The following is a 24,952-nucleotide window of genomic DNA, read 5'->3' on the forward strand; positions in this document are numbered from 1 at the left end:
TCGACTCAGAGAGGCGTGCGCGTCAGTTGACGCCGACGGCCGACCAGGCGGTGGCGGTGGCGGCGTACTGGGCGCTGCCGGCGCCGTAGAGGTCGGTGGCGGCCGAGAGCATGCCGGCGCGGGCACCGGCGTAGTTCGTCGACGAGGTCCAGTACGTCGTCAGGGCGCGGTACCAGATCGCAGCCGCTGCGTCGTGACCGATGCCGGTCACCGCGCCGCCGTTGCAGGTCGGGCTGTTGTAGCTGACGCCGTTGATCGTCTTGGCGCCGCTGCCCTCGGAGAGCAGGTAGAACAGGTGGTTGCCGACGCCCGACGAGTAGTGCACGTCGAGGGTGCCGACCCGCTTGCTCCAGCAGTCCGCGGACGCGCCGTCCTTGCTCGGCTTGTCCATGTAGCGCAGCGGGCCCGCGCCGTTCTTCGCGAAGCGCTCACCGATGAGGTAGTCGCCCGGGTCGCCGCTCGTGTTCGCGGTGAACTCGACCATGGTGCCCATGACGTCCGAGGTCGACTCGTTGAGGCCGCCGGACTCGCGAGCGTAGGTCAGCCCCGCCGTCGCCGAGGTGACGCCGTGCGTCATCTCGTGGCCGGCCACGTCGAGCGAGACGAGCGGGCCGTAGCTGGCGCCGTCACCGTCGCCGTAGCGCATGCAGAAGCACGTGTCGCTCCACGATGCGTTGACCCAGTTCGTGCCGACGTGGACGAGGCTGCGGGCGCCCTTGCCGTCGTTCTTGATGCCGTTGCGGCCGAACGTGTTCTTGTAGAAGTCCCACGTCGCGCCGACGCCGAAGTCCGCGTCGACGGCGGCGGTCTGCCGGTTCGTGGTGGAGCCGGCGGTGCCCCAGACGTTGTCGGCGTCGGTGAAGAGGGTGCCCGTCGTCGAGGTCGTCGACCCGTTGTTGCCGTCCTCGGTGCGGGCCCCGCCGCGGGTCGAGTCGATCATCTGCCACTGGCCGCCCGACGCGGTGGTCTGGAGTGTCACGGTGCCGAGGTAGAGGCTGTTGCCCGTGCCGGCGTCGTTGACCTCCGTCGCCCAGTGGTCGACGACGGCGCCGGAGCGCGCGTCGACGAAGACGTCCGTGCCGGCCGGCTCACCGTGGGCGCCGACACCGTCGACCTGGGTCTTCCACACGAGGCGGGCGGGGCCGCTCATCGCGTAGACGGCGAGGGTCGGCTTCGATGCGCTGACGGTGTAGTCGACGGTGCGAGCAGCCGTGGCGGCCGCCGTGGCCGGGGCGACGGTGGGGGTCGTGGACGCGACCCGGACCGACGTGGACGCGGCGTTGACCCCCTTCCAGGCGCCCGCCTCGTCGGTGTGGACGACGAGGTCGCCACCGACGACGGGCAGGCCCTTGAACGTGCGGTCGAAGCGGACGTGCGTGGTGCCGTCCTTGTCGGTGGCCACGCTGCGGGACGTGAGGCCCTGGTCCCGGTCGAGGCCGAAGGCCGAACCGTGGGCCCTGGCCGCGGCGACGGCCCGGTCGAGGCCGGCTCCCGAGGCGGACCGGGTGGCTGCCTGCGCGCCGCTCGTGGCGATCGTCGCAAGGGCGGTGGCGGCGATCGCTGCGGTGGCGACCGACGTCGTGATGAAGCTCTTCTTCAAGGCGTACTCCTGGCTACCGAGGTGCCCCCGAGGGCGGTCGGATGACCGTTCCGCCACATTTGTCGGTTTGAGGGCGCGACGCCAGAGGGCAGGGTCAATGTTTGCCGGTGCTTGAACAAGAAATGAACCGGACCGATGGCTGTTCCCAGACTTCTCTCAGGAAGCGGGTGGGACGGCCCGGGCATGGAAGCGGGCGAGGGGCGAGATGCAGGGGGGTTGCATCTCGTCCCTCGCCCGGTGCGTCGTCCACATTGGGGGCGGGACTTCGCCGAACGCCAAGGGCCTCAGGGGGGAGGAGGCGGCGGGGAGGGTAGGTTCGCGCGCCTTGACGTTGAAGCAATCATCCCCCCGGGTGGAGGCACAGTCGACGGTTCGCAGAATCCTTGAACAAGTCTTTACCTAAAGAAAACTGGCCGGAACGAGCCTTCCTGCGCCCGGGCGAGGCTGCCGGTCCACATTGGACGACAGGGCACCGTCGAGACGGCGAAGTCTGCGCCGAACGGCCCCGACATCAGGACGAACCGATCACGTCGGTTCGTCCGGGAGGCCGGAGGGCGAGGACCGCCACCGCTCCGCGCGGGTCAGGCCAGGATCGTCATCCGGTGCGCCGCACGGGTCAGGGCGACGTAGAGCACCCGGATCCCGCCGGGCGACTCGCGGGTGATCTCGTCGGGGTCGACGACGACGGTGGCGTCGTACTCGAGGCCCTTCGTCGACATCGGGTCGATGACCTGGACGCGTCCCTCACCGAGCTGGGCCACCGGCTCGAGAAGGGTGGCGTGCACGGCCGGGGTGATGACGGCGATGGCCCCTTCGACCTGCTCGAGCAGCGACTCGACGGCGGCACGGACCGAGGCCAGGGCGTCCGGTCCGAGGACGCCCTCCACGGGGTCGATGCCCGTCTCGCGGACGGCCTGGGGGATGTCTGCGTCCGGCACCTCGCGGCGCACGACCTCGGCGGCGTAGTCGAAGATCTCGCGCGCGTTGCGGTAGTTGGTGTCCATGTGGAACTGCTGGCGCGCCTGCGACCCGAAGGCCTCCTCGCGCGCGGCGGCGGCCTCGGCGGCGTCGGGCCACGACGCCTGGGCGGCGTCGCCGACGACGGTCCACGACGCATACCGACCGCGACGGCCGATCATCCGCCACTGCATGGGCGAGAGGTCCTGGGCCTCGTCGACGAGGACGTGGGCGTACTCGTCGGGCTTGCCGATGCGCCCGGCGAGGAGCTTGTCGCGCGGGTCGGTGAGCACACGCGGGGCACCGGCGTCGCGCGCCGCGCTGACGACGGGCTGCACCTCGGTGACGCCGTACTGGCTGAGGTCGTCGAGCTCCTCGATCTCGTAGAAGCCGCGCTCCTCCTTGGGAGCCTCCTGCACGGGACCGACGCGGGCGGCGATGTCGTCGACGAGCGCGACGTCGGCCACCGACCACGTGCCGGTCTCGAGCGCGAGCCGGAACGAGGCTGCCAGGGGCTCGATCTCGTCGTCGCGCAGGGTGCCGCGGGCGTGCCGGCGCACGAGCTCGGGGTCGCCGAGCCACAGGAGAACCTCGCGGGGGTCGACCTGCGGCCACCAGACCTGCATGAACGCCTCGACGTCGAGGTGGTCCTCCCACTTGTCGAGGAACTCCTCCTTGGCCTCCCGGTCGCCCGTGATGCCGAGGGAGGTCCAGGCGGCCTCGCCGAGGGCGTCCTGGGCGGCGGCCGTGCCCGTGTTGCGCTGGTGCTGGCGCAGCACCTGGGCGCGCACGCGGTCGAGCTCGCGCATCTCGAGGCGGACCGGGCGGCCCGCGACCATGGCGCGGAACTCGGTCGGCGTGCCCGGCACGCGGCCACGGGCGGCGGCGCCGAGCAGGGGCCGGATGCGGGTCGATCCCTTGGTGCGCGCGACGGCCGGCGGGTCGAACCGCTCGGTGTGCACGACGTCGAGGACGTCGCCGAGGGCGCGCAGGATGACGCTGTCCTCGCCGAGCGAGGGGAGCACACGCTCGATGTAGGCGGTGTAAGCGCCGGACGGGCCGACGACGAGGATGCCGCCGGACTCGAAGCGGCGGCGGTCGGAGTAGAGCAGGTAGGCCGCGCGGTGCAGCGCGACGACGGTCTTGCCGGTGCCCGGGCCACCCGTGATCTCGGTGATGCCGCGGGCGCTGGCCCGGATCGCCTCGTCCTGGTGGGCCTGGATCGTGGCGACGATGTCGCGCATCCGCTCGCCGCGGCTGCGGGTCAGGGCGGCCATGAGTGCACCGTCACCGACGATGACGAGGTCGTCGGGAGCCTCGGGGACCATGAGGTCGTCCTCGATGCCGATGACGACGGTGCCGCGGCTGCGTAGGACGCGGCGGCGCAGGACGCCCATCGGCTGCGTCGGGGTCGCGCGGTAGAAGGCAGAGGCGGCCGGGGCGCGCCAGTCGATGACGAGCGGCTCGTAGTCGTCGTCGCGGACGCCGAGGCGGCCGATGTATCGGATCTCGCGGTCCCCGCCCGAGCTGCCGTCGGCGGGGCGGTGGCCGTTGCCGTTGGACTCGACCGCCGCGGCACGAAGCATCGCGTGGTCGATGTCGAGGCGCCCGAAGACGAGGCCTTCGTACTGCGTGTCGAGGGCGGTGCGTCGCTTGGCGGCGTGGAACATCAGCGCGTCGCGCTCGAAGAGGGCCGCGCCCTCGGCGTCGCCGACCTCGACCTGACGGCCGAAGTGGCTGCGAGCCAGGCCCTCGGCCTGGACGCTGTCGGCGCGCACGCCGGCCTTCTCCAGCTCCTCGTGGACGCGGTCGACGTGGGCCTGCTCGACCGCGATCTCGCGCGCGAGCTCGTCGGGGATGCTCTTGGTCGACACCGGCGAGGCGCCCCGCGATCCGGGCGCGCTGGTCCGCTGGGACGATGCGTTCGAAGTGCTCACTGACATCCAAGGACTCTGAGGGACGCGCCGGGTGGCGCGGGAACCATCAAGTCTACTGTCAGTTCATGCCCATCGAGGTCTGTGTCCCGCCCACCGGCGCGCCGCTCGTCGGCCGCTTCGTCCGCCTCGACGTCACGACCCCCGACGACGCCCCCGGACTGTTCGCCGTCTACTCCGACCCGCGGTGCTACGAGCAGGGCTTCGTGATGATGCGACCGCACACGTCGGTGGCTGAGACCGAGGCCCTCGTGGCGGCCGCCGTCGCGGCGCGCGGTGCCCACGGGACGGGCCGGACGGCATACACGATCAGGCTCGTCGCCGACGGCGACCTCGGCCCGGCGGGCACCGTCGTCGGGTCGAGCTCGCTCGGCGACGTCGACACCGACCGCGAGCACGTGCACCTCGGCTGGACGATGTACGGCTCGCGCTGGTGGGGCACGCAGGTCAACCCGGAGGCGAAGTTCCTGCTGCTCGCGCACGCGTTCGAGACGTGCGGCTTCGGGCGGGTCAAGATCCAGACCGACGTCGTCAACGCGCGCTCGCGGGCCGCCATTCTCAAGCTCGGCGCGACGTTCGAGGGGATCACGCGGCGCGACGTGAGGCGGGCCGACGGCTCGTGGCGCGACTCGGCGGTCCACTCGATCCTCGTCGACGAGTGGCCCCGGGTGCGGGCCGGACTGCTCGAGCGGCTCGGCTGAGGGGCGGCCTCAGCGGTGCGCGTCTGCGGCGGCCTGGACGCGCGTGAGGTAGGCGGCCCACCAGGCGGCGTCGACCCCGGGCATGTTGTCGCGGTCGCGGAAGCGTCCGACCGCCCCGTCGAGCTGCTCACGCAGGATGTCGGCGTGCCCCGCGTGCCGTGCGGTCTCGGCGACGAGGTGACCGAGCACGAAGCGGACGTCGACATGGGCGCGCTCCTCCGGCCAGTGCGGCACGCGACCCATCGTGTCGAGACCGAGGGCGATGATGCCCTCGCCGTGCCGCCAGGCCGCGCGGTAGAGGTCGGTATCCGAACTCGACGTAGGCGAGGTGCTTGACGAGTCCGAGGAGGTCCGGTGCCGGATGGGTGTCGGGCATCGAGACAGCGTGGCAGGGCCGGCCCGGTGAGCCAATAGGGTGGGCGCCGTGAAGGTTCTCGTCCTCGGCTCCGGCGCCCGTGAACACGCTCTCGTCAAGGCTGTCGCTGCCGACCCCGAGGTCGACGCGGTCATCGCCGCGCCGGGGAACCCGGGCATCGACGCGACCGCGCTGTGCGTCCCCGTCGACATCCTCGACGGCCCTGCCGTAGCCGCGCTGGCCCGTGAGCACGACGTCGACCTCGTCGTCGTGGGACCCGAGGCCCCGCTCGTCGCGGGCGTCGCCGACGTATGCCGTGCGGCCGGGTTCGCCGTCTTCGGGCCCTCTGCGGAGGCTGCCCGTCTCGAGGGCAGCAAGTCCTTCGCCAAGGAGGTCATGGCCGCGGCCGACGTGCCGACCGCCCTGGCCCACGTCTGCACGACGATGGACGAGGTCGAGGCCGCCCTCGACGCGCTCGGCGCACCGCACGTCGTCAAGGACGACGGTCTCGCCGCCGGCAAGGGCGTCGTCGTCACCGACTCGCGTGAGGTGGCCGTCGAGCACGCGCGAGCCTGCCTCGCCAAGCCCGACGGTCGGCTCGTCGTCGAGGAGTTCCTCGACGGGCCCGAGGTGTCGGTCTTCTGCATCAGCGACGGCGAGACCGTCGTCGCGCTCGCGCCTGCCCAGGACTTCAAGCGCGTCGGCGACGACGACGCCGGACCCAACACCGGTGGCATGGGCGCCTACTCGCCCCTCGACTGGGCGCCCGACGGTCTCGCCGACGACATCGTGCGGCGCGTGGCCCAGCCGACCATCGACGAGATGCGCCGCCGTGGCACGCCCTTCGTCGGGGTGCTCTACGTCGGCCTGGCCCTGACGTCGCGGGGACCGCGGGTCATCGAGTTCAACGCGCGCTTCGGCGATCCCGACGGGCAGGCCTCGCTCGCCCGCCTCGAGACGCCCTTCGCGCAGCTGCTCCTCGCCGCGGCCACGGGTGGGCTCGGCGAGTTCGGCCGGCTGCGCTGGTCGTCGGACCACGCGGTCGTCGTCGTCATCGCAGCCTCGGACTACCCCGCGTCACCCCGCACCGGCGACCTCATCACCGGGCTCGACGCCGCGGCCGAGGTGCCCGGCACCGTCGTCCTCCACGCAGGCACGGCGCTCGACGGGTCGGGTGCGCTCGTCTCGGCAGGCGGGCGTGTGCTCGACGTCGTCGCGGTGGCGCCGTCCCTGTCGAAGGCGCGCCAGGCGGCATACGACGCCGTCGCGGTCATCGAGCTCGAGGGGTCGCACCACCGCTCCGACATCGCGCTCCGCGCCGAGCGCGGCGAGATCACGGTCGGCTGAGGCGAACCGTTCCGGCCGAGCCGGACTCTCCTGGGCATGAGCACCACGACCACGAGCCGAGGAGAGCCGAGGTCCGCTGCCGCCATGGCGGCGGACGACCGCGTGCTGTGGTCGCGGCTGGCGGGAGCCGACGATGCGGCGCTGACCGAGCTGTACCGGCGACACTGCGACGCCGTCTACAACTTCGCGTTCCGGCGCACGGCGTCCTGGGCGGCCGCCGAGGACGTGGTGCAGGCGACCTTCACCGCCGTCTGGCGACGGGCTCGTGCCGGCACCGTGGACGCGCTGCGGTCCGAGACGGCGCGGGCCGTGCTGCTCGTCATGGCGGGGCAGGAGTGCGCCAACGCCGCACGTACGGCGCGGCGGCAGCGACTGCTGCACGGGCGCATCGAGGGCGACTCCGGTGGTGCCGTCTCGCCCGACCACGCCGGATCGACGGCGGAGCGGGTCGACGACGAGCTGCAGATGAGCGAGGTGCGCCGAGCCCTGAGGCTCATCCCGCAGGTCCAGCGCGAGGCGATCGAGCTGGTCGTCTGGTCGCACTGCTCCATCGCCGAGGCGGCCGGCGCGCTCGGTGTCTCCGAGGGGACCGTGAAGTCCCGTCTCCACCGGGCCCGTCAGAGCCTGTCCACCGTGATCGAGATCGATGCCCTCAAGGAGGCACTGTCGTGAACCTGCCCGTTCCCCCCGAGCGCACCCTGCCCGATCAGTTGGGCAGGTGGCAGGCTGTGCGCGTGACCGACCTACCGATCGACCTGCCTGGCTACGAGCACATCTACTCCGGCAAGGTGCGTGACCTCTACGCGCCGGTCGGTGACGACGGCCAGGTGGTCGAGGACCAGCTGCTGCTCGTCGCCTCGAACCGGCTCTCGGCCTACGACTGGATGATGTCCCCGGAGATCCCCGACAAGGGCGCCGTGCTGACCCGGCTGTCGCTGTGGTGGTTCGACCAGCTCGCCGACCTCGTGCCCAACCATGTCATCTCGACCGAGGTCCCCGACGCCGTCGCAGGACGTGCGGTGCTCGTGCGCCGGCTCGACATGCTCAAGGTGGAGGCCATCGCGCGGGCCTACCTGACCGGCGGGGGGCTCGAGGAGTACCGCGAGAAGGGATCCGTCTCCGGTGTCGTGCTGCCCGACGGGCTCGTCGACGGCTCGCGGCTGCCCGACCCGGTCTTCACGCCCACGACCAAGGCGCCCGTGGGAGAGCACGACCTGCCGATGGCGCCCGACGAGGTCGAGGCGGAGCTCGGTGCCGAGGTCGCGGCCGAGGTGTCGCGCCTGACGCGCGCGATCCTCGCGCGGGGCAACGAGATCGCCGCCGAGCGCGGCATCCTCATCGCCGACACGAAGGTCGAGTTCGGCCTGTCGTCCGACGGTACGGGCGGGCTCGTGCTCGCCGACGAGGTGCTGACCCCGGACTCGTCGCGCTTCTGGCCGGCGGAGCGGTGGGAGCCCGGACACCCGCAGCCGTCCTACGACAAGCAGTTCGTCCGCGACTGGCTGACCTCGCCCGAGTCGGGCTGGGACCGCAAGGCGGGTGGGCCTCCGCCCGAGCTGCCCCAGCACGTCGTCGACCAGACGCGGGCGAAGTACGTCGAGGCCTACGAGCGCCTGACCGGAGAGACCTTCTGACCGGCGACCGGGCCGGCGCGTCGGTGGGACGTCTCCGTCCGGCCACCGAGTCCGATCTCGCGCGCCTGCTCTCGCTGTGGGCGCTCGTGTACGACGGCGACGGCGACGAGGGCGGCGACGAGGGCGGTTTGGGTGAGGGCTGGGCGCAATCGGCGCGGGACTGGTTCGTTCGCGTCGTCGATGACGGTGCCACGGCTCGGTTCCCGGTCGTAGAGGTGGACGGCGTCGTCGTCGCGACGGCGGTCGGCACGCTCGAGCTCGGGGTTCCCAACCCGCACTGCGCTCGCGGCCGCACGGTGCGGCTCGCCAACGTCATCACCGTGCCGGAGCATCGCGGGCACGGAATCGGCACCCTCCTCGTCGGCGACGTGGTCGAGTGGGCCCGATCGATCGATGCGGACCGCGTGGATCTCAGCGCGACTCCCGACGGGCGACGGCTCTACGAACGGCTCGGCTTTGTCCTGACGAGTGCGCCGAGGATGAAGCTCGTGCTCTGACGGTCAACCGGTGAGCTCGACCGCGAGGTCGGCGCGCCGGTAGAGGTCGAGCCGGATGACCTCGGCCTGCCCGTCGCGCGCCCGCCGGTCCGCTCGTGGCCGTGCAGCGGCAGGTGGCGGCATCGGGAGCAGCGGGGGAGCAGTCGAGCCGTAGCGGTGCCCGGTCGGCGTCGTGGTGCGCACGGTGTGCGGGCGAGCGTCGGTGGGACCGAGTCCGTCGTGCAGCACCTCCGAGAACCAGCCCGGCTCCTCCTTGACGAGGTTGCAGCGCACACAGAGGCCCTGGCCGTTGGCCGCGCTCGTCGGACCGCCGTCGGCGTGCGGCTCGACGTGGTCGGCGTGCGCGATGGGCGCGTCGCACCAGGGCGTGCGGCACGTGCCGTCACGCGCGACGACGAAGCGGCGGAGGGCTGCCGGGAAGAGTCTCCGGGCGCTGTCCATCGCCACGAGGGTCCCGCTGGACGGGTGGGTGAAGAGTCGACGCACCCAGATCTTGGCGGTGTGCTCGTTCGGGGAATGGCGTGGTTCCGAGTCGTTGGAGCCGCGGCAGTCAGGCGGGACGCCCGACGGGGCGTCGGCCTGTCCGGGGCGCGACTGTCCGGGGCGCGACTGTCCGGCGCGAAGCGCGGTCGTGGCGGGGTCCGCACGGTCGTCCGTCTCCGTCTCGGAATGCCGGGTGAGGAGCTCGCGGACCCAGCCGGCCGGAACCGGGCCGTAGCCGGGCACGTGGGCGGGGGTCTCGTCTCCGGCGAGCATCGCCCGGTCGGTGATGACGACCTGCACCTCGACCGGGACGTCGTCGGCCACGGACTGTCCGGTGACGAGCTCGACGAGCGCGTCGGCCATCAGCTGGCCCTTGCCGCGCTCGTCGCCTGCTGCCTTGCCGGACAGGGCGGCCCGCGTCAGGGCGGCATGCACCGCGACGGCCTGGGCCACGGGGAGCAGGGCAGTGACCAGAGCCATGGCGTCGGGGACCGGTCGGATCGTGACCCGCCGCTCGCCCTCGGCGATGCGGCACCGCTCGACCGCGGCCGCCGCGTCGAGGCGGTCGGCGCACGCGCGAAGGCGACGCTCGAGCTCGCGGTCACCCCAGGAGCCGACCCCGCCCGGCGCAGTGGGGTCGGACAGGTCGAGGTGCGCCCCGATGACCTCGCTGTCGACCTTCGTCCTGAGCTCGGGGTCGAGGTGGCTCGTGCAGCGCACGACGATCTCGGCGCGACGCTCGTTGAGGACGCCGGCGCCCAGCGCCTCCAGCGTGTGGTGCAGGTGCTGCACGAGGGCGACCGACGCGTTCGCCAGTCGAGCGCCCCGGGACGGTGACTCCCGACGCGCGAGGCCGACCTGCGCCGACACCCCGGTGCGCGACAGCGTCGTCCGGCGATCGGACCGCGACGGACCAGGGCGACGGCCCGGCGTCTCGAACGGCACCCGCTCGAGCTCGAGGGTGCGCGCCCGGTCGCGTGCCGCCACCCAGCCGCCGAAGTCGCCGGCGTCGGAGCACGCCTGCGCCTCCGCCCGGAGACGCGTCGCGGTGCGTGCCTGCGACTCGACGAAGCGCGTCGTCAACCGTGCCTGGGCCGCCGCGCACGCGGCCTTGGCCCGCTCGAGGGCGTCGATGGCCGAGATGAGGTCGGCGTCGTCGAGGTCACGACCGTCGAGGCCTGCCACCTCTCGCAGCAGGGCGGACGTGGCGGCGGACGTGTCGACGGAGTCGCCGAGCGGGTCGGCTCTCCACACGTCTGCATCCGTCGCACGTCCGAACATGTGTTCCATTCTAGATGGAGATCGTGCGACCGACAATGCTTGTCCACATCGAATTGACTTGTGCTCCAATGCTTCTCCCGCCTCGGTGCCTCTGTCGGTGCCGCCTGCGAGGATGGGCGCATGTCGTCGCTTCCTGTGGCCGTCCCTGCCGGCGCGGTCAGTGGTCAGCCCCAGCCGGTCATCGACGCAGGCGCGGGGCTCAGCCTGCGACCGTTCGTCGAGGCCGACGCCGAGGTGCTCGTCCGGGCGTATGCCGACCCGGCCATCGAGCGCTGGCACCGTCGCACCTTGACGCGTGAGGAGGCCCTCGAGTGGGTCCGCGGGCGGGCGTGGCACCGCTGGCAGGCTGAGACCGGGGCCGAGTGGGCCGTCGTCGAAGCAGGTGTCGTCGTCGGCAGGGTCGGTCTCCCGGTCCTGCACCTGGACGAAGGTGTCGCCGAGGTCGGCTACTGGGTGCTGCCCGAGGGTCGCGGTCGCAGCGTGGCCGGACGTGCGCTCACCGCCATGACCGACTGGCTCTTCGAGCTCGGGCTCCACCGCGTCGAGCTCATGCACTCGGTCCTCAACGAGCCGTCGTGTCGTGTGGCGGTCAGGAACGGCTTCGATCTCGAGGGCACCCGCCGGTCAGCCCTGCTCCACCCCGACGGATGGCACGACATGCACCTCCACGCCCGGCTCGCGCCCGTCTGAGCCGTCCGTCCCACCCAGCCCGGAGGGCAGCTGTCGTATGCGTTTCCGGCACCCGGCGAGCGTCGGCACCTCCCGAGCCCGGCGGCATACGCACGCTGTCGCGCGGTGCCGCTGTGGGACGCTGGGCTCATGACCGAGCCCGTCGCCGACGCCACCTCCGACGCCCCTGCCGAGCGCTACCTCCTCCGCCAGAAGCTGACCATGATGGTCAACCGTTACGAGATCGTCCGTCAGGACGAGTTCGGCAAGGAGCTCGGTCTGCTGTGCTTCGCCGAGCAGAAGCGGATGGCCGCCAAGGAGCAGGTGACCTTCTACACCGACTCGGCCAAGACCCACCCGCTCTTCGGGTTCAAGGCCCGCAAGCGCATCGACCTGAGCTCCGGATACGACGTCACCGACAGCCAGGGCCAGCCGATCGGCTGGTTCAAGAAGCAGTTCAAGGCCTCGCTCGTGAACTCGACGTGGACGCTCGGCCTCCCCGACGGACGCGAGTTCGTCGGCAAGGAGCGCAACGCCAAGGTCGCCGTCGTGCGCAGGCTCTGGGACATCGTCCCCGTCGTCGGCGACATCCCCGTGCCCTTCCTCTTCCACTTCGACTTCGCCGCCCAGGACGGGTCGGTCGCGCTCAGCTCGACGAAGAAGGTCGGCGTCAAGGACGTCTACCACGTGACCCTCCCGGCGCTCGCCGACGGCAAGCCCATCGACTGGCGCGTCGGCATGGCGATGGCCGTCGCGCTCGACGCCCTGCAGTCGCGCTGAGACGCTGTCCGGTGGCCTGCACGGCGCCCGATAGACTCTGGCCGTCCCTCGGGACGCCTCCATCCCCCATCCAGCGCAGGGAGAAGCACCACTGATGGGAAGCATCGTCGTCGACGTCATGCTCAAGCCCGAGATCCTCGACCCCCAGGGGCAGGCCGTCGGTGGCGCACTGCCGCGGCTCGGGTTCAACGGATTCACCGACGTCCGTCAGGGCAAGCGCTTCGTGCTCACCGTCGACGGTGACGTCACGGACGAGCACCTCGCCGCGGCCCGTGAGGCCGCCGAGACCCTGCTGTCCAACCCGGTCATCGAGGACGTCGTCTCCGTGCACGTGCTCGACGAGAGCGCGGCGGACGAGAGCGCTGCCGACGAGGCCGACGCTCCCGCAGAGGACGCCGACGGCGAGCCCGACGAGGCGGAGGACGGCGAGCAGTGAGGATCGGCGTCGTCACGTTCCCCGGCTCGCTCGACGACCGTGACGCGGCGCGCGCCGTCCGTGAGTGCGGCGGCGAGGCCGTCCCACTCTGGCACGGCGACGCAGACCTCAAGGGCGTCGACGCGGTCATCCTGCCCGGTGGCTTCTCCTACGGCGACTACCTCCGGTGCGGCGCCATCGCACGCTTCGCGCCGGTCATGGACGCCCTCGTGCCCGCGGCCCGGGGCGGCCTGCCCGTCCTCGGCATCTGCAACGGCTTCCAGGTGCTCACCGAGAGCCACCTGCTCCCCGGCGCGCTGATCCGCAACGACCACCGCAAGTTCAACTGCGTCGACCAGCGGCTGGTCGTCGAGAACGCCTCCACCGACTGGACGTCCGACTTCGAGGCCGGCCAGGAGATCACGATCGTCCTCAAGAACGGCGAGGGCGGGTTCGTCGCCGACGAGAAGACGCTCGACACGCTCGAGGGCGAGGGCCGGGTCGTCTTCCGCTACGTCCCCGACGCCGAGGGGCGCAACCCCAACGGCTCCTACCGCCACATCGCCGGCATCACGAACGAGCGCGGCAACGTCGTCGGCCTGATGCCGCACCCGGAGCACGCCGTCGAGGAGGGCTACGGCCCGAGCCTCGACGGTCGCGGCTTCTTCACCTCGATCATCAAGCAGACCCTCGAGAGCGCAGCCACCGCATGAGCGACACCCAGACCGCGCCCCTCCTCGACACCGTCGAGCACGCCGCGGCGACGCCCGACGTCGAGCAGCCGTGGGCCGAGCTCGGCCTCAAGGTCGACGAGTACGCCAACATCCGCGAGATCATCGGGCGCCGTCCGACCATCGCCGAGCTCGCGATGTACTCCGTCATGTGGAGCGAGCACTGCTCCTACAAGTCGAGCAAGATCCACTTCTCCCTCTGGGGCGAGAACACCACCGACGAGATGCGCGAGAAGCTCCTCGTCGGCATCGGTGAGAACGCCGGCGTCGTCGACATCGGTGACGGCTGGGCCGTCACCTTCAAGGTCGAGTCGCACAACCACCCGTCCTACGTCGAGCCCTACCAGGGCGCCGCGACGGGCGTCGGCGGCATCATCCGCGACATCATGTCGATGGGTGCGCGCCCCATCGCCGTCATGGACCCACTCCGCTTCGGCAACCTGCACCACCCCGACACCCAGCGCGTCCTGCCGGGCGTCGTCGCAGGCGTCGGCGGCTACGGCAACTGCATCGGCCTACCCAACATCGGCGGCGAGGTCGTCTTCGACGACTGCTACCAGGGCAACCCGCTCGTCAACGCCCTCTGCGTCGGCGCGATGCGCATCGAGGACATCCACCTCGCCAAGGCGTCGGGTCCCGGCAACAAGGTCATCCTCTTCGGCGCCAAGACCGGCGGCGACGGCATCGGCGGCGTCTCGGTGCTCGCGTCCGAGACCTTCGACGAGGGCGGCCCGACCAAGCGCCCCGCCGTCCAGGTCGGCGACCCGTTCGCCGAGAAGGTGCTCATCGAGTGCTGTCTCGACCTCTACGCGGCCGGCGTCGTCGACGGCATCCAGGACCTCGGCGGTGCCGGGCTCTCCTGTGCCACCAGCGAGCTCGCCTCCAACGGTGACGGCGGCATGCAGGTCGAGCTCTCCCTCGTCCCGCTGCGCGACGCGAGCCTGCAGCCGCAGGAGATCCTCATGTCGGAGTCGCAGGAGCGCATGATGGCCGTCGTCGAGCCGAAGCACCTCGACGAGTTCATGGCCATCACCGAGAAGTGGGACGTCGAGGCCACCGTCATCGGCGAGGTCACCGACGGCGACCACCTCGTCATCACCTGGCACGGCGAGGTCATCGTCGACGTGCCGCCGCGCTCGGTCGCCCACGAGGGCCCGACGTACAACCGCCCGCTGGCCCGGCCGGCATACCTCGACGGTCTCAACGCCGCGGGCACGGCCGAGCTGGCCAAGCCGCAGACGGGCGAGGAGATCCGGGCGCAGCTGCTGACGCTGCTCGGCTCGCCCAATCTCTGCGACAAGTCGTGGATCACCGACCAGTACGACCGCTACGTACTCGGCAACACCGCTCTCGCGCAGCCCGATGACTCGGGCGTCGTGCGCGTCGACGAGGAGACGGGCCGCGGCGTCGCCGTGTCGACCGACTGCAACGGCCGCTTCGCCAAGCTCGACCCGTATGCCGGTGCGCAGCTCGCGCTCGCCGAGGCCTACCGCAACGTCGCGACCGCCGGCGCCGCCCCGCTCGCCGTCACCGACTGCCTCAACTTCGGCTCGCCGGAGGACCCCGGCGTCATGTGGCAGTTCCGTGAGGCCATCCGCGGCATCGCCGAAGGGTGCCGCTTCCTCGGCATCCCCGTCACGGGCGGCAACGTGTCGTTCTACAACCAGACCGGCGACGTCGCGATCCACCCGACGCCCGTCATCGGCGTGCTCGGGGTCATGGACGACGTCTCCAAGCGCTCCGGCTCGGGCTTCCGCAGCGACGACGCGCACGTCTACCTCCTCGGCACGACGCGTGACGAGCTCGACGGGTCCGAGTGGGCGCACGTCGTCCACAAGCACCTCGGCGGGCTCCCGCCGAAGGTCGACCTCGCGGCCGAGCAGGCCCTCGGTCGGGTCCTCGTCGAGGCGGCGCGCACCGGCATCGTCGAGGCCGCGCACGACCTCTCCGAGGGTGGTCTCGCCATCGCCCTCGCCGAGGCGTGCATGCGTCACGGCGTCGGTGTCACCGTCGACGGACTCGACGCGATCGGTGCGGACGCCGAGGGCAACCCCCTCGACGCCTTCACGGCGCTCTTCTCCGAGTCGAGCGCCCGCGCGCTCGTCGCGGTGCCGGCCGGTCACGCGGCCGAGTTCGAGGCGATGCTCGGTGACGTGCCGCACGCGCGCATCGGCGTGACCGGTGGGCGCGACCTCGAGGTCGTCGGCCACTTCTCCGTCTCGGTCGCCGAGCTCACGTCGGCGCACGAGTTCACGCTCCCGGCGGTCTTCGGCTCCTGAGCTCCCGGCTTCAGCTCGTCAACGCGCCCGCCACCTCCCGGCCTCGGGAGGTGGCGGGCTCTGCATTCCCCTGTCGTCAAAGGGTTTTGCGCCCGCGACCAGCCGCGTCAGTGCCGCGCCTTCACGCAGCCCGGTCGGCAGATTGGCTCGGGCGACGTCCCGCCTCAGCGCCTCCGCCGGCAACGGCGACGCGCTGGCGACGAGCACCGAGTTGCCGAACCGTCGGCCCTTGAGCACCTCGTGCGTCGCGGTCACCGCGATGTGCGGCAGCGACGTGGCCACCGTCGCGACCACCCTTGCGACCCAGCGCATCCCGGGCTCGTCGGCGAGGTTCCAGAGAGCGATGCCCGTCGGCTTGAGCACGCGCGCCACCTCGTGGGCGTATGCCGTCCCGACGAGCTCCGCCGGCACGCGCCCTCCCGCGTAGGCGTCCGTCACGACGACGTCGGCGGAGTCGTACCTGAGCGCGCGCACGCCCGTCAGGCCGTCGACCGGGCGGACGCGGATGCGGTGGCGCCGGGGCAGGGGGATCGCGCGACGGACGAGGTCGGTCAGGGCCTCGTCCGGCTCGAGGACGATCTGGGGCGAGCCCGGACGGGTCGCCTCGACCCAACGCGGCAACGTCAGTCCGGCGCCGCCGACGTGCGTGACGCCGAGCGGGCCCGGCGGCATGGTGTCGATGGCGAGCGCCAGGTGCTGGATGTACTCGAAGACGAGCAGGGTCGGGTCGTCGGGCTGGACGTGCGACTGCGGCGAGCCGTCCATGTGGACCGTGACGCCGCCGCGCTCGTCCCACTCGAGCGAGACGTGCTGTGCCGCAGTCGATCCCGCGCTCACGTGAGATCCAGGGCGAGAGTGCGGGCAGCAGTCGGTGGGGTAGCCCACGACGGTGCAGCGGGGTCGGATCCTCGGGCTGGCGTCACGCGACCAGCGTAGGTGGCAGTGGCGTCACGACCCCATCGCGGTGGTGCCGTCGGACAGGACCGGGGAGATGAGGCCGAAGACGTTGCCGTCGGGGTCGTGGAGGTAGGCCAGGCGCCCGACGCCTGGCATGTCGGCCGGCGCGAGGGCCTCGGACCCGCCCAGCTCGAGGCCCTGGGCGAAGAGGCCGTCGACGTCGTCGACGGCGATGACGAGGTTGGCCCCGTTGACGGCCCCGCCGATCTCGGGTGCGGGGCCCTGGCGCTGCGTCAGGCCCCCGTTGATGCCGTGGCCGACGCCTCCCTGACTCGCCGCCTCGTCGCCGGTGTCGATGGCCCAGTAGGGCATGTCGCCGAACTGCTGGAACGACCAGCCGAGCAGCCGTTCGTAGAAGTCGGCGAGGCGCGCGGGGTCCGAGCCGTGGATCTCGAAGTGGACGACGAGATTGGACATGGCTGCTCCTTCGGCGGGCGTGGGTTGTCCTCTCCGACGCTACGGCCCGGCACCGTCGGCGACAACGGTTCTGGACTACCGTCAGGGGATGCGATTCGGTCTGGCGATCCTGCCCGAGCACCCCTGGTCCGAGGCCGAGCCGATGTGGCGGGCGGCCGAGCAGATGGGCTTCGACCACGCCTGGACCTTCGACCACGTGACGTGGGGCGGCCTGCCCGAGTCGCCGTGGTTCGCCGCGGTGCCGACGCTCGCCGCGGCCGCTGCCGTCACCGAGCGCATCGGTCTCGGCACGTTCGTGTCGTCGCCCAACAACCACCACCCGGTGCAGTTCATGCGCGAGGTGCTGGCCCTCGACGACATCTCGCGCGGACGGTTCCTCCTCGGCATCGGCACGGGCGGCGACCTCGACTCACGGATCATGGGCGAGGACCTCACGCTCCGTGACCGCGTCGCCCGTTTCACCGAGTTCACCGACCTGCTCGACCGCCTCCTGCGTGACGACCACGTCACCGTCGACGGCCGCTTCTATGCCGCCCGCGACGTGCGCACCCTCCCCGGGCCGGTCCGCGGCGGCGACACCGGCAACCGGGTGCCGCTCGTCATCGCGGCCAACGGCCCCAAGTCGATCGGCCTGGCGGTCGAGCGCGGCGACGGCTGGATGACCTACGGCGGCACCGCCGACACCGACGACGAGTGGTGGGAGCTCGTGGCCGGTCACAGCCGGAGGGTCGACGCCGCCCTCGAGGTCGCCGGCCGCGACGCCGCGGGCTTCGGCCGCTACCTCAACCTCGACTCGGCTCCGACCTTCTCGCTGTCGAGCGCTGCCGCGTTCGAGGACGCCGTGGGCCGCGCCGCGGCCCTCGGCTTCACCGACGTCATCACCCACTGGCCGCGCACGACGGAACCCTTCCACACCACCCGCGAGGTCCTCGACGAGGTCGTCGCCGACGTCATCCCCCGCCTGCGCTGAGGGCGTCGGTCGGCCGTCGGCGCACGCCGATAGCCTGCGAGGTATGCCGCCACGCCGCCGTACGCCCGTCGCCGAGGGACATGCCGCCCTCGTTGCCTGCCGTGAGGCGGGCTGGGAGGCCGACCGCCGCACCACGGCGACGGCGGTCCGCTACACGCTCGAGGAGCTCGCGACCATCGCCCCCGGCCGCACCGTCGAGGTGCGCGTCCCCCCGCACGGCGCGGTGCAGTGCATCGAGGGCCCGGTCCACACCCGCGGCACGCCGCCCAACGTCATCGAGACCGACGCGGCGACGTGGCTGCGCCTCGCCGTCGGTGACCTGGCCTGGGAGGCGGCCCTCGACGGGGCGCGGGTCCGGGCCAGCGGTCAGCGGGCCCACCTCGACGGCCTGCTTCCGCTCACCTCGCTTAGGCTGGACTCGTGACCCAGCCCTCGCCGACCACCCGCCCCGAGCGTCCCCGCATCCCCAACTTCAAGCGCTTCCTCATCACGGGCGCCGTGCTGGGTTTCATCGTGGGTGCCGCCATCTCGATCGTGGGTGACGAGGTGCAGGGCTACACGACGACCACGGGCGCGCTCTACATCGGCGCCCTCGGCGCCTTCATCGGCACCGGCCTGGCCGGTGTCCTCGGCATCCTCCTCGACCGGTCGGGTCGCGACCAGTCGTGACCCCGCCGGTCGGCCACGCCGAGGGCGTGCCGGACGCCCAGGGCGCACCTGCCGCGCGCACGGGACCCCTTGCCGCCATCCGCGTCGTCGAGCTCGCCGGCATCGGCCCCGCGCCCTTCGCGGCGATGCTGCTCGCCGACCTCGGCGCCGACGTCATCCGAATCGACAGGCCCGGTGAGGGCTCGCTGCCCGTCCCGCTGTCGCCCGAGGGCGACCTGCTGCGCCGCGGCCGCCCCTCCGTCGCCCTCGACCTCAAGCATCCCGACGGTCTCGCGACGACGCTCGCGCTCGTCGAGCAGGCCGACGTGCTCCTCGAGGGCTACCGGCCCGGTGTCGCCGAGCGGCTCGGGCTCGGGCCCACCGACTGCCTCGGTCGCAACCCACGCCTCGTCTACGGCCGGATGACCGGGTGGGGGCAGGACGGCCCGCTCGCCCACGCCGCCGGGCACGACATCGGCTACGTCGCCATCACCGGCGCGCTGCACGCCATCGGCCGCGCCGGCGGACCTCCGCAGGTCCCCGTCAACCTCGTCGGCGACTTCGGGGGAGGAGCCCTCTACCTCGTCGTCGGCGTCCTCGCCGCCCTCCTCGAGGCCCGCACGAGCGGCCGCGGACAGGTCGTCGACGCCGCGATCGTGGACGGCACCGCCCACCTCTCCTCGCTCGTCATGAGCCTCGTGGGCGCCGGGCTGTGGTCCGACCGCCGCGGCACCAACCTCCTCGACACCGGCGCCCCCTTCTACGACGTCTACGAGACGAGCGACGGTGGCTGGCTCGCTGTCGGTCCGCTCGAGCCCGCGTTCTATGTCGAGCTGCTGCGCCTGACCGGTCTCACCGACACCGCGCCCGACCGCCTCGACCCGCGCACGTGGCCCGCCCTGCGCGCCCTGCTCGCCGACACCTTCCGCAGCCGCACCCGCGACGAGTGGACGGCTGCCCTCGAAGGTACCGACGCGTGCGTCGAGCCGGTCCTCAGCTACGCCGAGGCACCCGGCCACCCGCACCTCGCCGCGCGCGGCACCTACGTCGAGCACCACGGCCTCGTCCAGCCGGCCCCGGCGCCCCGCTTCTCGCGCACCCCGGCCGCACTCGGCACCCCACCGTCCACACCCGGCGCCGACACCCGCGCCGCCCTCGCCGCGTGGGGCATCGACGACGTCGACGCCCTCATCGCCTCGGGCGCTGCCTCCACACCGTGAGGCTCTTCGTCGCCGTCGTCCCTCCCGACGACGTGCTCGACGACCTCGAGGCGCACGTCGAGCCGCGGCGCGAGGCGGGTCCGGAGATCCGCTGGACCGACCGCCACCAGTGGCACGTCACCCTCGCCTTCCTCGGCGCCGTCCCGGAGGCCCGCCTCGACGACCTCACCGAGGCGCTCGGGCGCTCCGCAGCACGGCGCGATCCCCTCGTCCTGCAGCTCGCGGGGGCCGGCGCCTTCCCGAACCCGTACGCCGCCCGCGTGCTCTGGGCGGGCGTGGAGCAGGTCCGCGGTGACCTCGGAGCGGTGGCGGGCGGCATACGCCGTGCGTCGACGGCGGCGGGGGCGACGCCCGACGGGACGCGCTTCCACCCGCACCTGACGCTCGGCCGCTTCCACCGCCCCACCGAGGCGACCCGTTGGATCCGCGCGCTCGACGCCTGGGAGGGGCCGGCCTGGCGGGTCGACCACCTCGCGCTCGTCGAGTCCCACCTCGGTGAGGGGCGGGGGCGGCGGCCGCGCTACGAGGTGCTCGCCGAGCTGCCGCTGCGGTCGTGAACCGCGGACGAGTCGCCCACCGGCGTGTGCGACACTGGCGCTGTGGCACGTGGCGACGGTCGTTTGAACCATGACCTCATCCCCGGCGAGAAAGGCCCGCAGGACGCCTGCGGGGTCTTCGGCGTCTGGGCTCCCGGAGAGGACGTCGCGAAGCTGACGTACTTCGGGCTCTATGCGTTGCAGCACCGCGGTCAGGAGTCGGCCGGCATCGCGACCGGTGACGGCGAGAAGATCCTCGTCTACAAGGACATGGGCCTCGTGTCGCAGGTCTTCGACGAGACCGCGCTCAGCTCGCTCCGCGGCCACATCGCGATCGGCCACACGCGCTACTCCACGACCGGCGGCTCGACGTGGGAGAACGCCCAGCCGACGCTCGGCGGCACCGGCCACAGCACGCTGGCCCTGGCCCACAACGGCAACCTCATCAACACGGTCGAGCTCAAGGCCCTCGTCGACGAGCACTTCGGCGGCACCCGCATCACCGGCGAGCTCGCCCGCGGCAACACCTCCGACACCGCCCTCGTCACGACGCTGCTCGCGGCCGACGAGGACCGCACCCCCGAGCAGGCCGCCCTCGAGCTGCTGCCCAAGCTCAAGGGCGCGTTCTCCTTCGTCTTCATGGACGAGACGACGTTGTATGCCGCCCGCGACCCGTGGGGCGTGCGTCCCCTCGCGCTCGGCCGCCTCGAGCGGGGCTGGGTCGTCGCGTCCGAGACCGCGGCCCTGCAGACGATCGGCGCCGCCGTCATCCGCGAGGTCGAGCCCGGTGAGCTCATCGTCATCGACGAGGACGGCCTGCGCTCGCACACGTTCGCCGAGCCCCAGCCCAAGGGCTGCGTGTTCGAGTACGTCTACCTCGCCCGCCCCGACGCCGTCATCCGCGGCCGGGTCGTGCACGAGGCCCGCGTCGAGATGGGCCGGGTGCTGGCGCGCGAGCACCCCGTCGACGCCGACCTCGTCATCGGTGTGCCGGAGTCGGGCGTGCCTGCGGCCGTGGGCTACTCGCAGGAGTCGGGGATCCCGTTCGGCCAGGGCTTCGTCAAGAACGCCTACGTCGGCCGCACCTTCATCCAGCCGTCGCAGACCCTGCGCCAGCTCGGCATCCGGCTCAAGCTCAACCCGCTCGAGCACACGATCCGCGGCAAGCGCCTCGTCGTCGTCGACGACTCGATCGTGCGCGGCAACACCCAGCGGGCGCAGATCCGCATGCTCCGCGAGGCCGGCGCGGCCGAGGTGCACGTGCGCATCAGCTCGCCGCCCGTGCAGTGGCCGTGCTTCTACGGCATCGACTTCGCGACGCGGGCCGAGCTCATCGCGACCGGCCTCAAGGTCGAGGAGATCAGGGCCTCGATCGGCGCCGACTCCCTCGGCTACATCTCCGAGGAGGGCATGATCGGCGCGACGAACCAGCCCGCCGACGAGCTCTGCTCCGCGTGCTTCACCGGGAAGTACCCCATCGAGCTGCCCGAGGACGGTCGCATCGGCAAGCACGTCCTCGAGACGCTGCCGCTGACGGTGCGCACCGGCCACGACCGCTCGGTGGACGTCGACGGGGTGACCCTCGGGGTCGGCCTCGGCGGCGAGAACGCCCTCCAGCACCCCTGACCGCCCTCCGGCGGGCGGTCGGCTGGACGCCGGACCGGGCGTCCCTCTGGCGCCGGTAGGCTGGGGCCCGTGAGCGATGCCCCCATCACGTATGCCTCGGCCGGAGTCGACGTCGAGGCAGGTGACAAGGCCGTCGAGCTGATGAAGGCATCGGTGCGGCGCGCCACCAGACCAGAGGTCGTCGGTGGCCTCGGCGGGTTCGCCGGCATGTTCGACGCGACCGCGATCGCCCGGATGACCCGCCCGATCCTCGCCACGAGCACCGACGGCGTCGGCACCAAGGTCGCCATCGCCCAGGCCCTCGACGTGCACGACACCATCGGCTTCGACCTCGTCGGCATGGTCGTCGACGACATCGTCGTGTGCGGCGCCGAGCCGCTCTTCATGACCGACTACATCGCGACGGGCAAGGTCGTCCCGGAGCGCATCGCCGCCATCGTCGGCGGCATCGCCCGCGCGTGCGAGGAGGCGGGGGTCGCCCTCGTCGGCGGCGAGACCGCCGAGCACCCGGGCCTGCTCGAACCCGACGAGTACGACGTCGCCGGCGCTGCCACCGGCGTCGTGGAGTATTCCGCCGTGCTGGGTCCCCAGCGCGTCGCCGACGGAGACGTCGTGGTCGCCCTCGCGAGCAGTGGCCTGCACAGCAACGGCTACAGCCTCGTGCGTCGCGTCATCGCGAGCGCCGGCTGGCAGCTCGACCGGCACGTCGACGACTTCGGCCGCACCCTCGGCGAGGAGCTGCTCGAGCCGACCCGCATCTACACCAAGCCGCTGCTCGAGCTCATCGCCGCCGAGGGTGTCGACGTGCACGCCCTGAGCCACGTCACCGGCGGTGGCCTGGCCGCGAACCTCGCCCGTGTGCTCCCGAGCGGCACCTTCGCCCGGGTCGACCGCTCGACGTGGACCCCGCCTGCCGTCTTCCGCACCGTGCAGGACCTCGGCCGCGTGCCGCAGGCCGACATCGAGCGCACCCTCAACCAGGGCATCGGCTTCGTCGCGGTGCTTCCCGAAGCCCAGGCGGAGCGCGCCATCGAGCTGAGCGAGGCCCGCGGCATCCGTGCGTGGCGTCTCGGTGAGGTCGCCACCGAGGAGCGGGCGCACGCCGACGGCCTCGTCGCCGGTGACGCCGAGATCGTGCGCGGCGCCAAGGGCGTCGACGGCGGCGCCGTGCAGGTCGTCGGGCAGCACCCGACCGCCTGAGCCCGGGCGGTCACGCGGGACCCGGCCGGGCGGCACACCCGACCCGACGGGAGTACCGCGGCACACGGCATACGCCCGGCGGACGCGGGCATGACGAAGCCCGCAGCACCCCGGAGGGTGTGCGGGCATCGATGCGTCACCCCGACGCTCTCGCCGCGTGGGCGGAAGCCTCAGGCGCCTCGAGGGCAGCACCGATCGCGCGCCGGGTGTGAACACCCGACGCACGAGGTGCAGACGGAAGAGGAAGGCAGGCTCAGCGCCCGCCCGAGGCCCACTTCCCGTATTCGTCGTACTCGTCGTCGTCGACGGATCGTGGCTGGTTGGACACGTCGCGTTGCGACGGCCCGTGCAGCTCACGCTCCAGCGCGCTCAAGTCCGTGTCAGGTGTGTAGTACTTGAGCTGCCGTGCGACCTTGGTCTGCTTGGCTTTGGCTCGGCCGCGCCCCATGGCGTGACCCCCTCGTGCGTCGTGCCGGGACGGCATCGCTCCTCGGAGAACCGGGTGGTTCTTCGATGTCCGCGTAGCGGCCCCGGGAATGTGTGTGTTCTCGTGGTGCTAACGCTACATGAGTGAGGCAAATCCTGCGCCCGCCCCACCCCCTGATCGGCGGCGCGTCGCACCTGCTCGAAGCGGGCCGACCGGCCGGAGGTCGCTCGGGGGTTGCTCGGGGGTTGCTCGGGGGTCCGCCACGGACCGTCAGGGGTCGCGGGTACGCTTCCGGGCGGCCGGTCGGGCGTATACACCTTGTGTCTCGGAAGCGGGACGATTTGACTCTTTTCAGTGTTTAACCGCCATTAGACTGGCCGAGACTTTACCCTTGCTTTACTGAGCCCCGATTGGGGCGCATGCGTGTCGCTGCACCTAGCGACAGGGTGGTGGGGATATGACAATGACGACTCAGGATCGACACGAGACCGAGAAGCTACTGACTCCTGCCGAGGTTGCGGCCCTGTTCCGTGTGGACCCGAAGACGGTCACGCGGTGGGCCAAGGCAGGAAAGCTGACTTCGATCCGGACCCTTGGTGGGCACCGGAGGTATCGCGAGTCAGAGGTGCGCGACCTTCTGGGTGGCGGGCACTGATCTCGACGGAAAGTTGGGGGTAAACCGGTCAGATCGTCGGGGGAGGCGCACCACACGGTGTTCCTCCCCCGACTGCTACCCGGTGGTTGGACGTGGTGGTCAGGCCCGGCCGTGGGGGACGGGGTTGACCGTGCACACGAAGTACTTCACGACGCCGCCGTCGACGAGGGCTCCGGCGCCGATGGCCGCCTGCACCTCGTCCGCGGCGTCGAGCACGCCGTTGCCGTCGCGGTCGCCGGCCGCCAGCGCCGCGGCATACGTGCTCGTCAGCGAGACGGCGTGCACCTGCCAGCGCCCGCCGTTGTAGCCGGGGTCGCCGGGGGCCGCGGTGGCGACGCTGCGCTGCACGGCGCCGAAGCTGTAGATCGTGTCCCACGACTGCGCGGGTGCGCCGGTGCCGCTGAGGTCGGTCGGCGTCGCGACCGTCCGGTAGAGCTCGTGGTCGACGTAGAACGCCGGCCCCGACACGCCGCCCGCCTGGGCGGAGGTGCCCGCGGCGAGGGCGGGGAGGGCGACCGCGGCGACACAGAGAGACCGGATGGTCCTGCGAGTCAGCTTGTGAGACATGGCTTTCCACCTTTCGTCCGGTCACCCTGACCGGCTCACCACCGAGTCAATCCCGTCCCGGTCGTG

Annotated in this window: 25 protein-coding genes and 1 pseudogene; 18 read left to right on the plus strand and 8 right to left on the minus strand. The window is 72.1% G+C overall.

Annotated elements, in window-relative coordinates:
• Positions 1-22: 22 nt before the first annotated feature.
• Both AC1DW8_RS22205 and AC1DW8_RS22210 read right to left on the minus strand, forming a co-directional pair.
• Positions 23-1,600: a M4 family metallopeptidase gene (locus AC1DW8_RS22205; protein ID WP_478095902.1), complete on the minus strand. Its 1,578-nt coding sequence runs from the start codon at positions 1,598-1,600 to the stop codon at positions 23-25.
• A 581-nt stretch (positions 1,601-2,181) separates the two neighbouring features.
• Complete coding sequence (locus AC1DW8_RS22210) at positions 2,182-4,500, minus strand: HelD family protein (RefSeq protein WP_478095903.1); 2,319 nt, start codon at positions 4,498-4,500, stop codon at positions 2,182-2,184.
• Positions 4,501-4,559: 59 nt separating this feature from the next.
• Between AC1DW8_RS22210 and AC1DW8_RS22215 the strand changes: the two genes are divergently transcribed.
• The gene (locus AC1DW8_RS22215; protein WP_056771986.1) at positions 4,560-5,192 is read left to right on the plus strand and encodes a GNAT family N-acetyltransferase; all 633 of its coding nucleotides are present in this window, start codon (positions 4,560-4,562) and stop codon (positions 5,190-5,192) included.
• A 9-nt stretch (positions 5,193-5,201) separates the two neighbouring features.
• On the opposite strand, the gene AC1DW8_RS22220 is transcribed toward AC1DW8_RS22215, so the two are convergent.
• Positions 5,202-5,726 (minus strand): mycothiol transferase, encoded by a 525-nt coding sequence (locus AC1DW8_RS22220; RefSeq protein ID WP_478095904.1) that lies wholly within the window; start codon positions 5,724-5,726, stop codon positions 5,202-5,204.
• On the opposite strand from AC1DW8_RS22220, the gene purD reads away from it, so the two are divergent.
• From purD to AC1DW8_RS22240, 4 genes are read left to right on the plus strand one after another with little or no spacing between them, the layout of a single operon-like run.
• Positions 5,617-6,894 (plus strand): phosphoribosylamine--glycine ligase, encoded by a 1,278-nt coding sequence (purD, locus tag AC1DW8_RS22225; RefSeq protein ID WP_478095905.1) that lies wholly within the window; start codon positions 5,617-5,619, stop codon positions 6,892-6,894. The two genes, AC1DW8_RS22220 and purD, sit on opposite strands and share 110 nt — an antisense overlap.
• Before the next feature lie 36 nt (positions 6,895-6,930).
• A complete protein-coding gene (locus AC1DW8_RS22230; RefSeq protein ID WP_478095906.1) occupies positions 6,931-7,566 on the plus strand; it encodes an RNA polymerase sigma factor in 636 nt (211 codons plus the stop codon).
• Between the two features lie 56 nt (positions 7,567-7,622).
• Positions 7,623-8,528 (plus strand): phosphoribosylaminoimidazolesuccinocarboxamide synthase, encoded by a 906-nt coding sequence (locus AC1DW8_RS22235; RefSeq protein WP_056771980.1) that lies wholly within the window; start codon positions 7,623-7,625, stop codon positions 8,526-8,528.
• Between the two features lie 23 nt (positions 8,529-8,551).
• Positions 8,552-9,025: a GNAT family N-acetyltransferase gene (locus AC1DW8_RS22240; protein WP_478095907.1), complete on the plus strand. Its 474-nt coding sequence runs from the start codon at positions 8,552-8,554 to the stop codon at positions 9,023-9,025.
• Between the two features lie 3 nt (positions 9,026-9,028).
• Here the strand turns inward: AC1DW8_RS22240 and AC1DW8_RS22245 are convergent, their stop codons facing one another.
• The gene (locus tag AC1DW8_RS22245) at positions 9,029-10,789 is read right to left on the minus strand and encodes an HNH endonuclease (protein ID WP_478095908.1); all 1,761 of its coding nucleotides are present in this window, start codon (positions 10,787-10,789) and stop codon (positions 9,029-9,031) included.
• 120 nt (positions 10,790-10,909) lie between these two features.
• Between AC1DW8_RS22245 and AC1DW8_RS22250 the strand changes: the two genes are divergently transcribed.
• The 5 genes and pseudogenes from AC1DW8_RS22250 (at position 10,910) to purL (ending at position 15,663) form a co-directional block, all read left to right on the plus strand.
• Positions 10,910-11,479, plus strand: a complete 570-nt coding sequence (locus tag AC1DW8_RS22250) for a GNAT family N-acetyltransferase (RefSeq protein ID WP_056822549.1) — start codon at positions 10,910-10,912, stop codon at positions 11,477-11,479.
• Positions 11,480-11,608: 129 nt separating this feature from the next.
• Positions 11,609-12,238 (plus strand): LURP-one-related family protein, encoded by a 630-nt coding sequence (locus AC1DW8_RS22255; protein ID WP_056822546.1) that lies wholly within the window; start codon positions 11,609-11,611, stop codon positions 12,236-12,238.
• Positions 12,239-12,332: 94 nt separating this feature from the next.
• Positions 12,333-12,581 (plus strand): annotated as a pseudogene (gene purS / locus AC1DW8_RS22260) (phosphoribosylformylglycinamidine synthase subunit PurS); the annotation flags it as partial.
• A gap of 89 nt (positions 12,582-12,670) precedes the next feature.
• Positions 12,671-13,366, plus strand: a complete 696-nt coding sequence (purQ, locus tag AC1DW8_RS22265; RefSeq protein ID WP_056822544.1) for a phosphoribosylformylglycinamidine synthase subunit PurQ — start codon at positions 12,671-12,673, stop codon at positions 13,364-13,366.
• The gene (purL, locus tag AC1DW8_RS22270) at positions 13,363-15,663 is read left to right on the plus strand and encodes a phosphoribosylformylglycinamidine synthase subunit PurL (RefSeq protein WP_056822541.1); all 2,301 of its coding nucleotides are present in this window, start codon (positions 13,363-13,365) and stop codon (positions 15,661-15,663) included. The genes purQ and purL overlap by 4 nt, the downstream gene beginning before the upstream one ends.
• A gap of 18 nt (positions 15,664-15,681) precedes the next feature.
• Here the strand turns inward: purL and AC1DW8_RS22275 are convergent, their stop codons facing one another.
• The gene (locus tag AC1DW8_RS22275) at positions 15,682-16,500 is read right to left on the minus strand and encodes a spermidine synthase (protein WP_478095909.1); all 819 of its coding nucleotides are present in this window, start codon (positions 16,498-16,500) and stop codon (positions 15,682-15,684) included.
• Between the two features lie 111 nt (positions 16,501-16,611).
• Positions 16,612-17,037, minus strand: coding sequence for a VOC family protein (locus AC1DW8_RS22280; RefSeq protein WP_056771963.1), 426 nt, complete (start codon positions 17,035-17,037; stop codon positions 16,612-16,614).
• Positions 17,038-17,125: 88 nt separating this feature from the next.
• Here AC1DW8_RS22280 and AC1DW8_RS22285 point away from each other — a divergent pair, with 88 nt between their 5' ends.
• From AC1DW8_RS22285 to purM, 7 genes are all read left to right on the plus strand, one after another.
• Positions 17,126-18,007 carry an LLM class flavin-dependent oxidoreductase gene (locus AC1DW8_RS22285; protein ID WP_056822539.1) on the plus strand — a complete coding sequence of 294 codons (882 nt, stop codon included), beginning with the start codon at positions 17,126-17,128 and terminating at the stop codon, positions 18,005-18,007.
• A gap of 43 nt (positions 18,008-18,050) precedes the next feature.
• A complete protein-coding gene (locus AC1DW8_RS22290) occupies positions 18,051-18,431 on the plus strand; it encodes a sterol carrier family protein (protein WP_056771958.1) in 381 nt (126 codons plus the stop codon).
• On the plus strand, positions 18,428-18,676 hold the full coding sequence (locus AC1DW8_RS22295) for a hypothetical protein (protein ID WP_056771955.1): 249 nt from the start codon (positions 18,428-18,430) through the stop codon (positions 18,674-18,676). The genes AC1DW8_RS22290 and AC1DW8_RS22295 overlap by 4 nt, the downstream gene beginning before the upstream one ends.
• Complete coding sequence (locus AC1DW8_RS22300; RefSeq protein WP_478095910.1) at positions 18,673-19,875, plus strand: CaiB/BaiF CoA transferase family protein; 1,203 nt, start codon at positions 18,673-18,675, stop codon at positions 19,873-19,875. The genes AC1DW8_RS22295 and AC1DW8_RS22300 overlap by 4 nt, the downstream gene beginning before the upstream one ends.
• Positions 19,872-20,432: an RNA 2',3'-cyclic phosphodiesterase gene (gene thpR, locus AC1DW8_RS22305; protein ID WP_478095911.1), complete on the plus strand. Its 561-nt coding sequence runs from the start codon at positions 19,872-19,874 to the stop codon at positions 20,430-20,432. Before AC1DW8_RS22300 ends, thpR begins: the two co-directional genes overlap by 4 nt.
• Positions 20,433-20,474: 42 nt before the next feature.
• The gene (purF, locus tag AC1DW8_RS22310) at positions 20,475-22,037 is read left to right on the plus strand and encodes an amidophosphoribosyltransferase (protein ID WP_056771949.1); all 1,563 of its coding nucleotides are present in this window, start codon (positions 20,475-20,477) and stop codon (positions 22,035-22,037) included.
• A gap of 69 nt (positions 22,038-22,106) precedes the next feature.
• Positions 22,107-23,237 (plus strand): phosphoribosylformylglycinamidine cyclo-ligase, encoded by a 1,131-nt coding sequence (gene purM / locus AC1DW8_RS22315; protein WP_478095912.1) that lies wholly within the window; start codon positions 22,107-22,109, stop codon positions 23,235-23,237.
• A gap of 253 nt (positions 23,238-23,490) precedes the next feature.
• On the opposite strand, the gene AC1DW8_RS22320 is transcribed toward purM, so the two are convergent.
• Entirely contained in the window at positions 23,491-23,685 is a 195-nt protein-coding gene (locus AC1DW8_RS22320; protein WP_020142456.1) for a DUF3073 domain-containing protein, read from the minus strand.
• Between the two features lie 442 nt (positions 23,686-24,127).
• Between AC1DW8_RS22320 and AC1DW8_RS22325 the strand changes: the two genes are divergently transcribed.
• A complete protein-coding gene (locus AC1DW8_RS22325; protein ID WP_045191048.1) occupies positions 24,128-24,319 on the plus strand; it encodes a BldC family transcriptional regulator in 192 nt (63 codons plus the stop codon).
• Between the two features lie 99 nt (positions 24,320-24,418).
• Here AC1DW8_RS22325 and AC1DW8_RS22330 read toward each other — a convergent pair whose 3' ends face one another.
• The gene (locus AC1DW8_RS22330) at positions 24,419-24,886 is read right to left on the minus strand and encodes a hypothetical protein (protein WP_056822532.1); all 468 of its coding nucleotides are present in this window, start codon (positions 24,884-24,886) and stop codon (positions 24,419-24,421) included.
• Between the last annotated feature and the right edge of the window lie 66 nt (positions 24,887-24,952).

The sequence above is a fragment of the Terrabacter sp. P2_E3 genome (genome assembly GCF_056403915.1).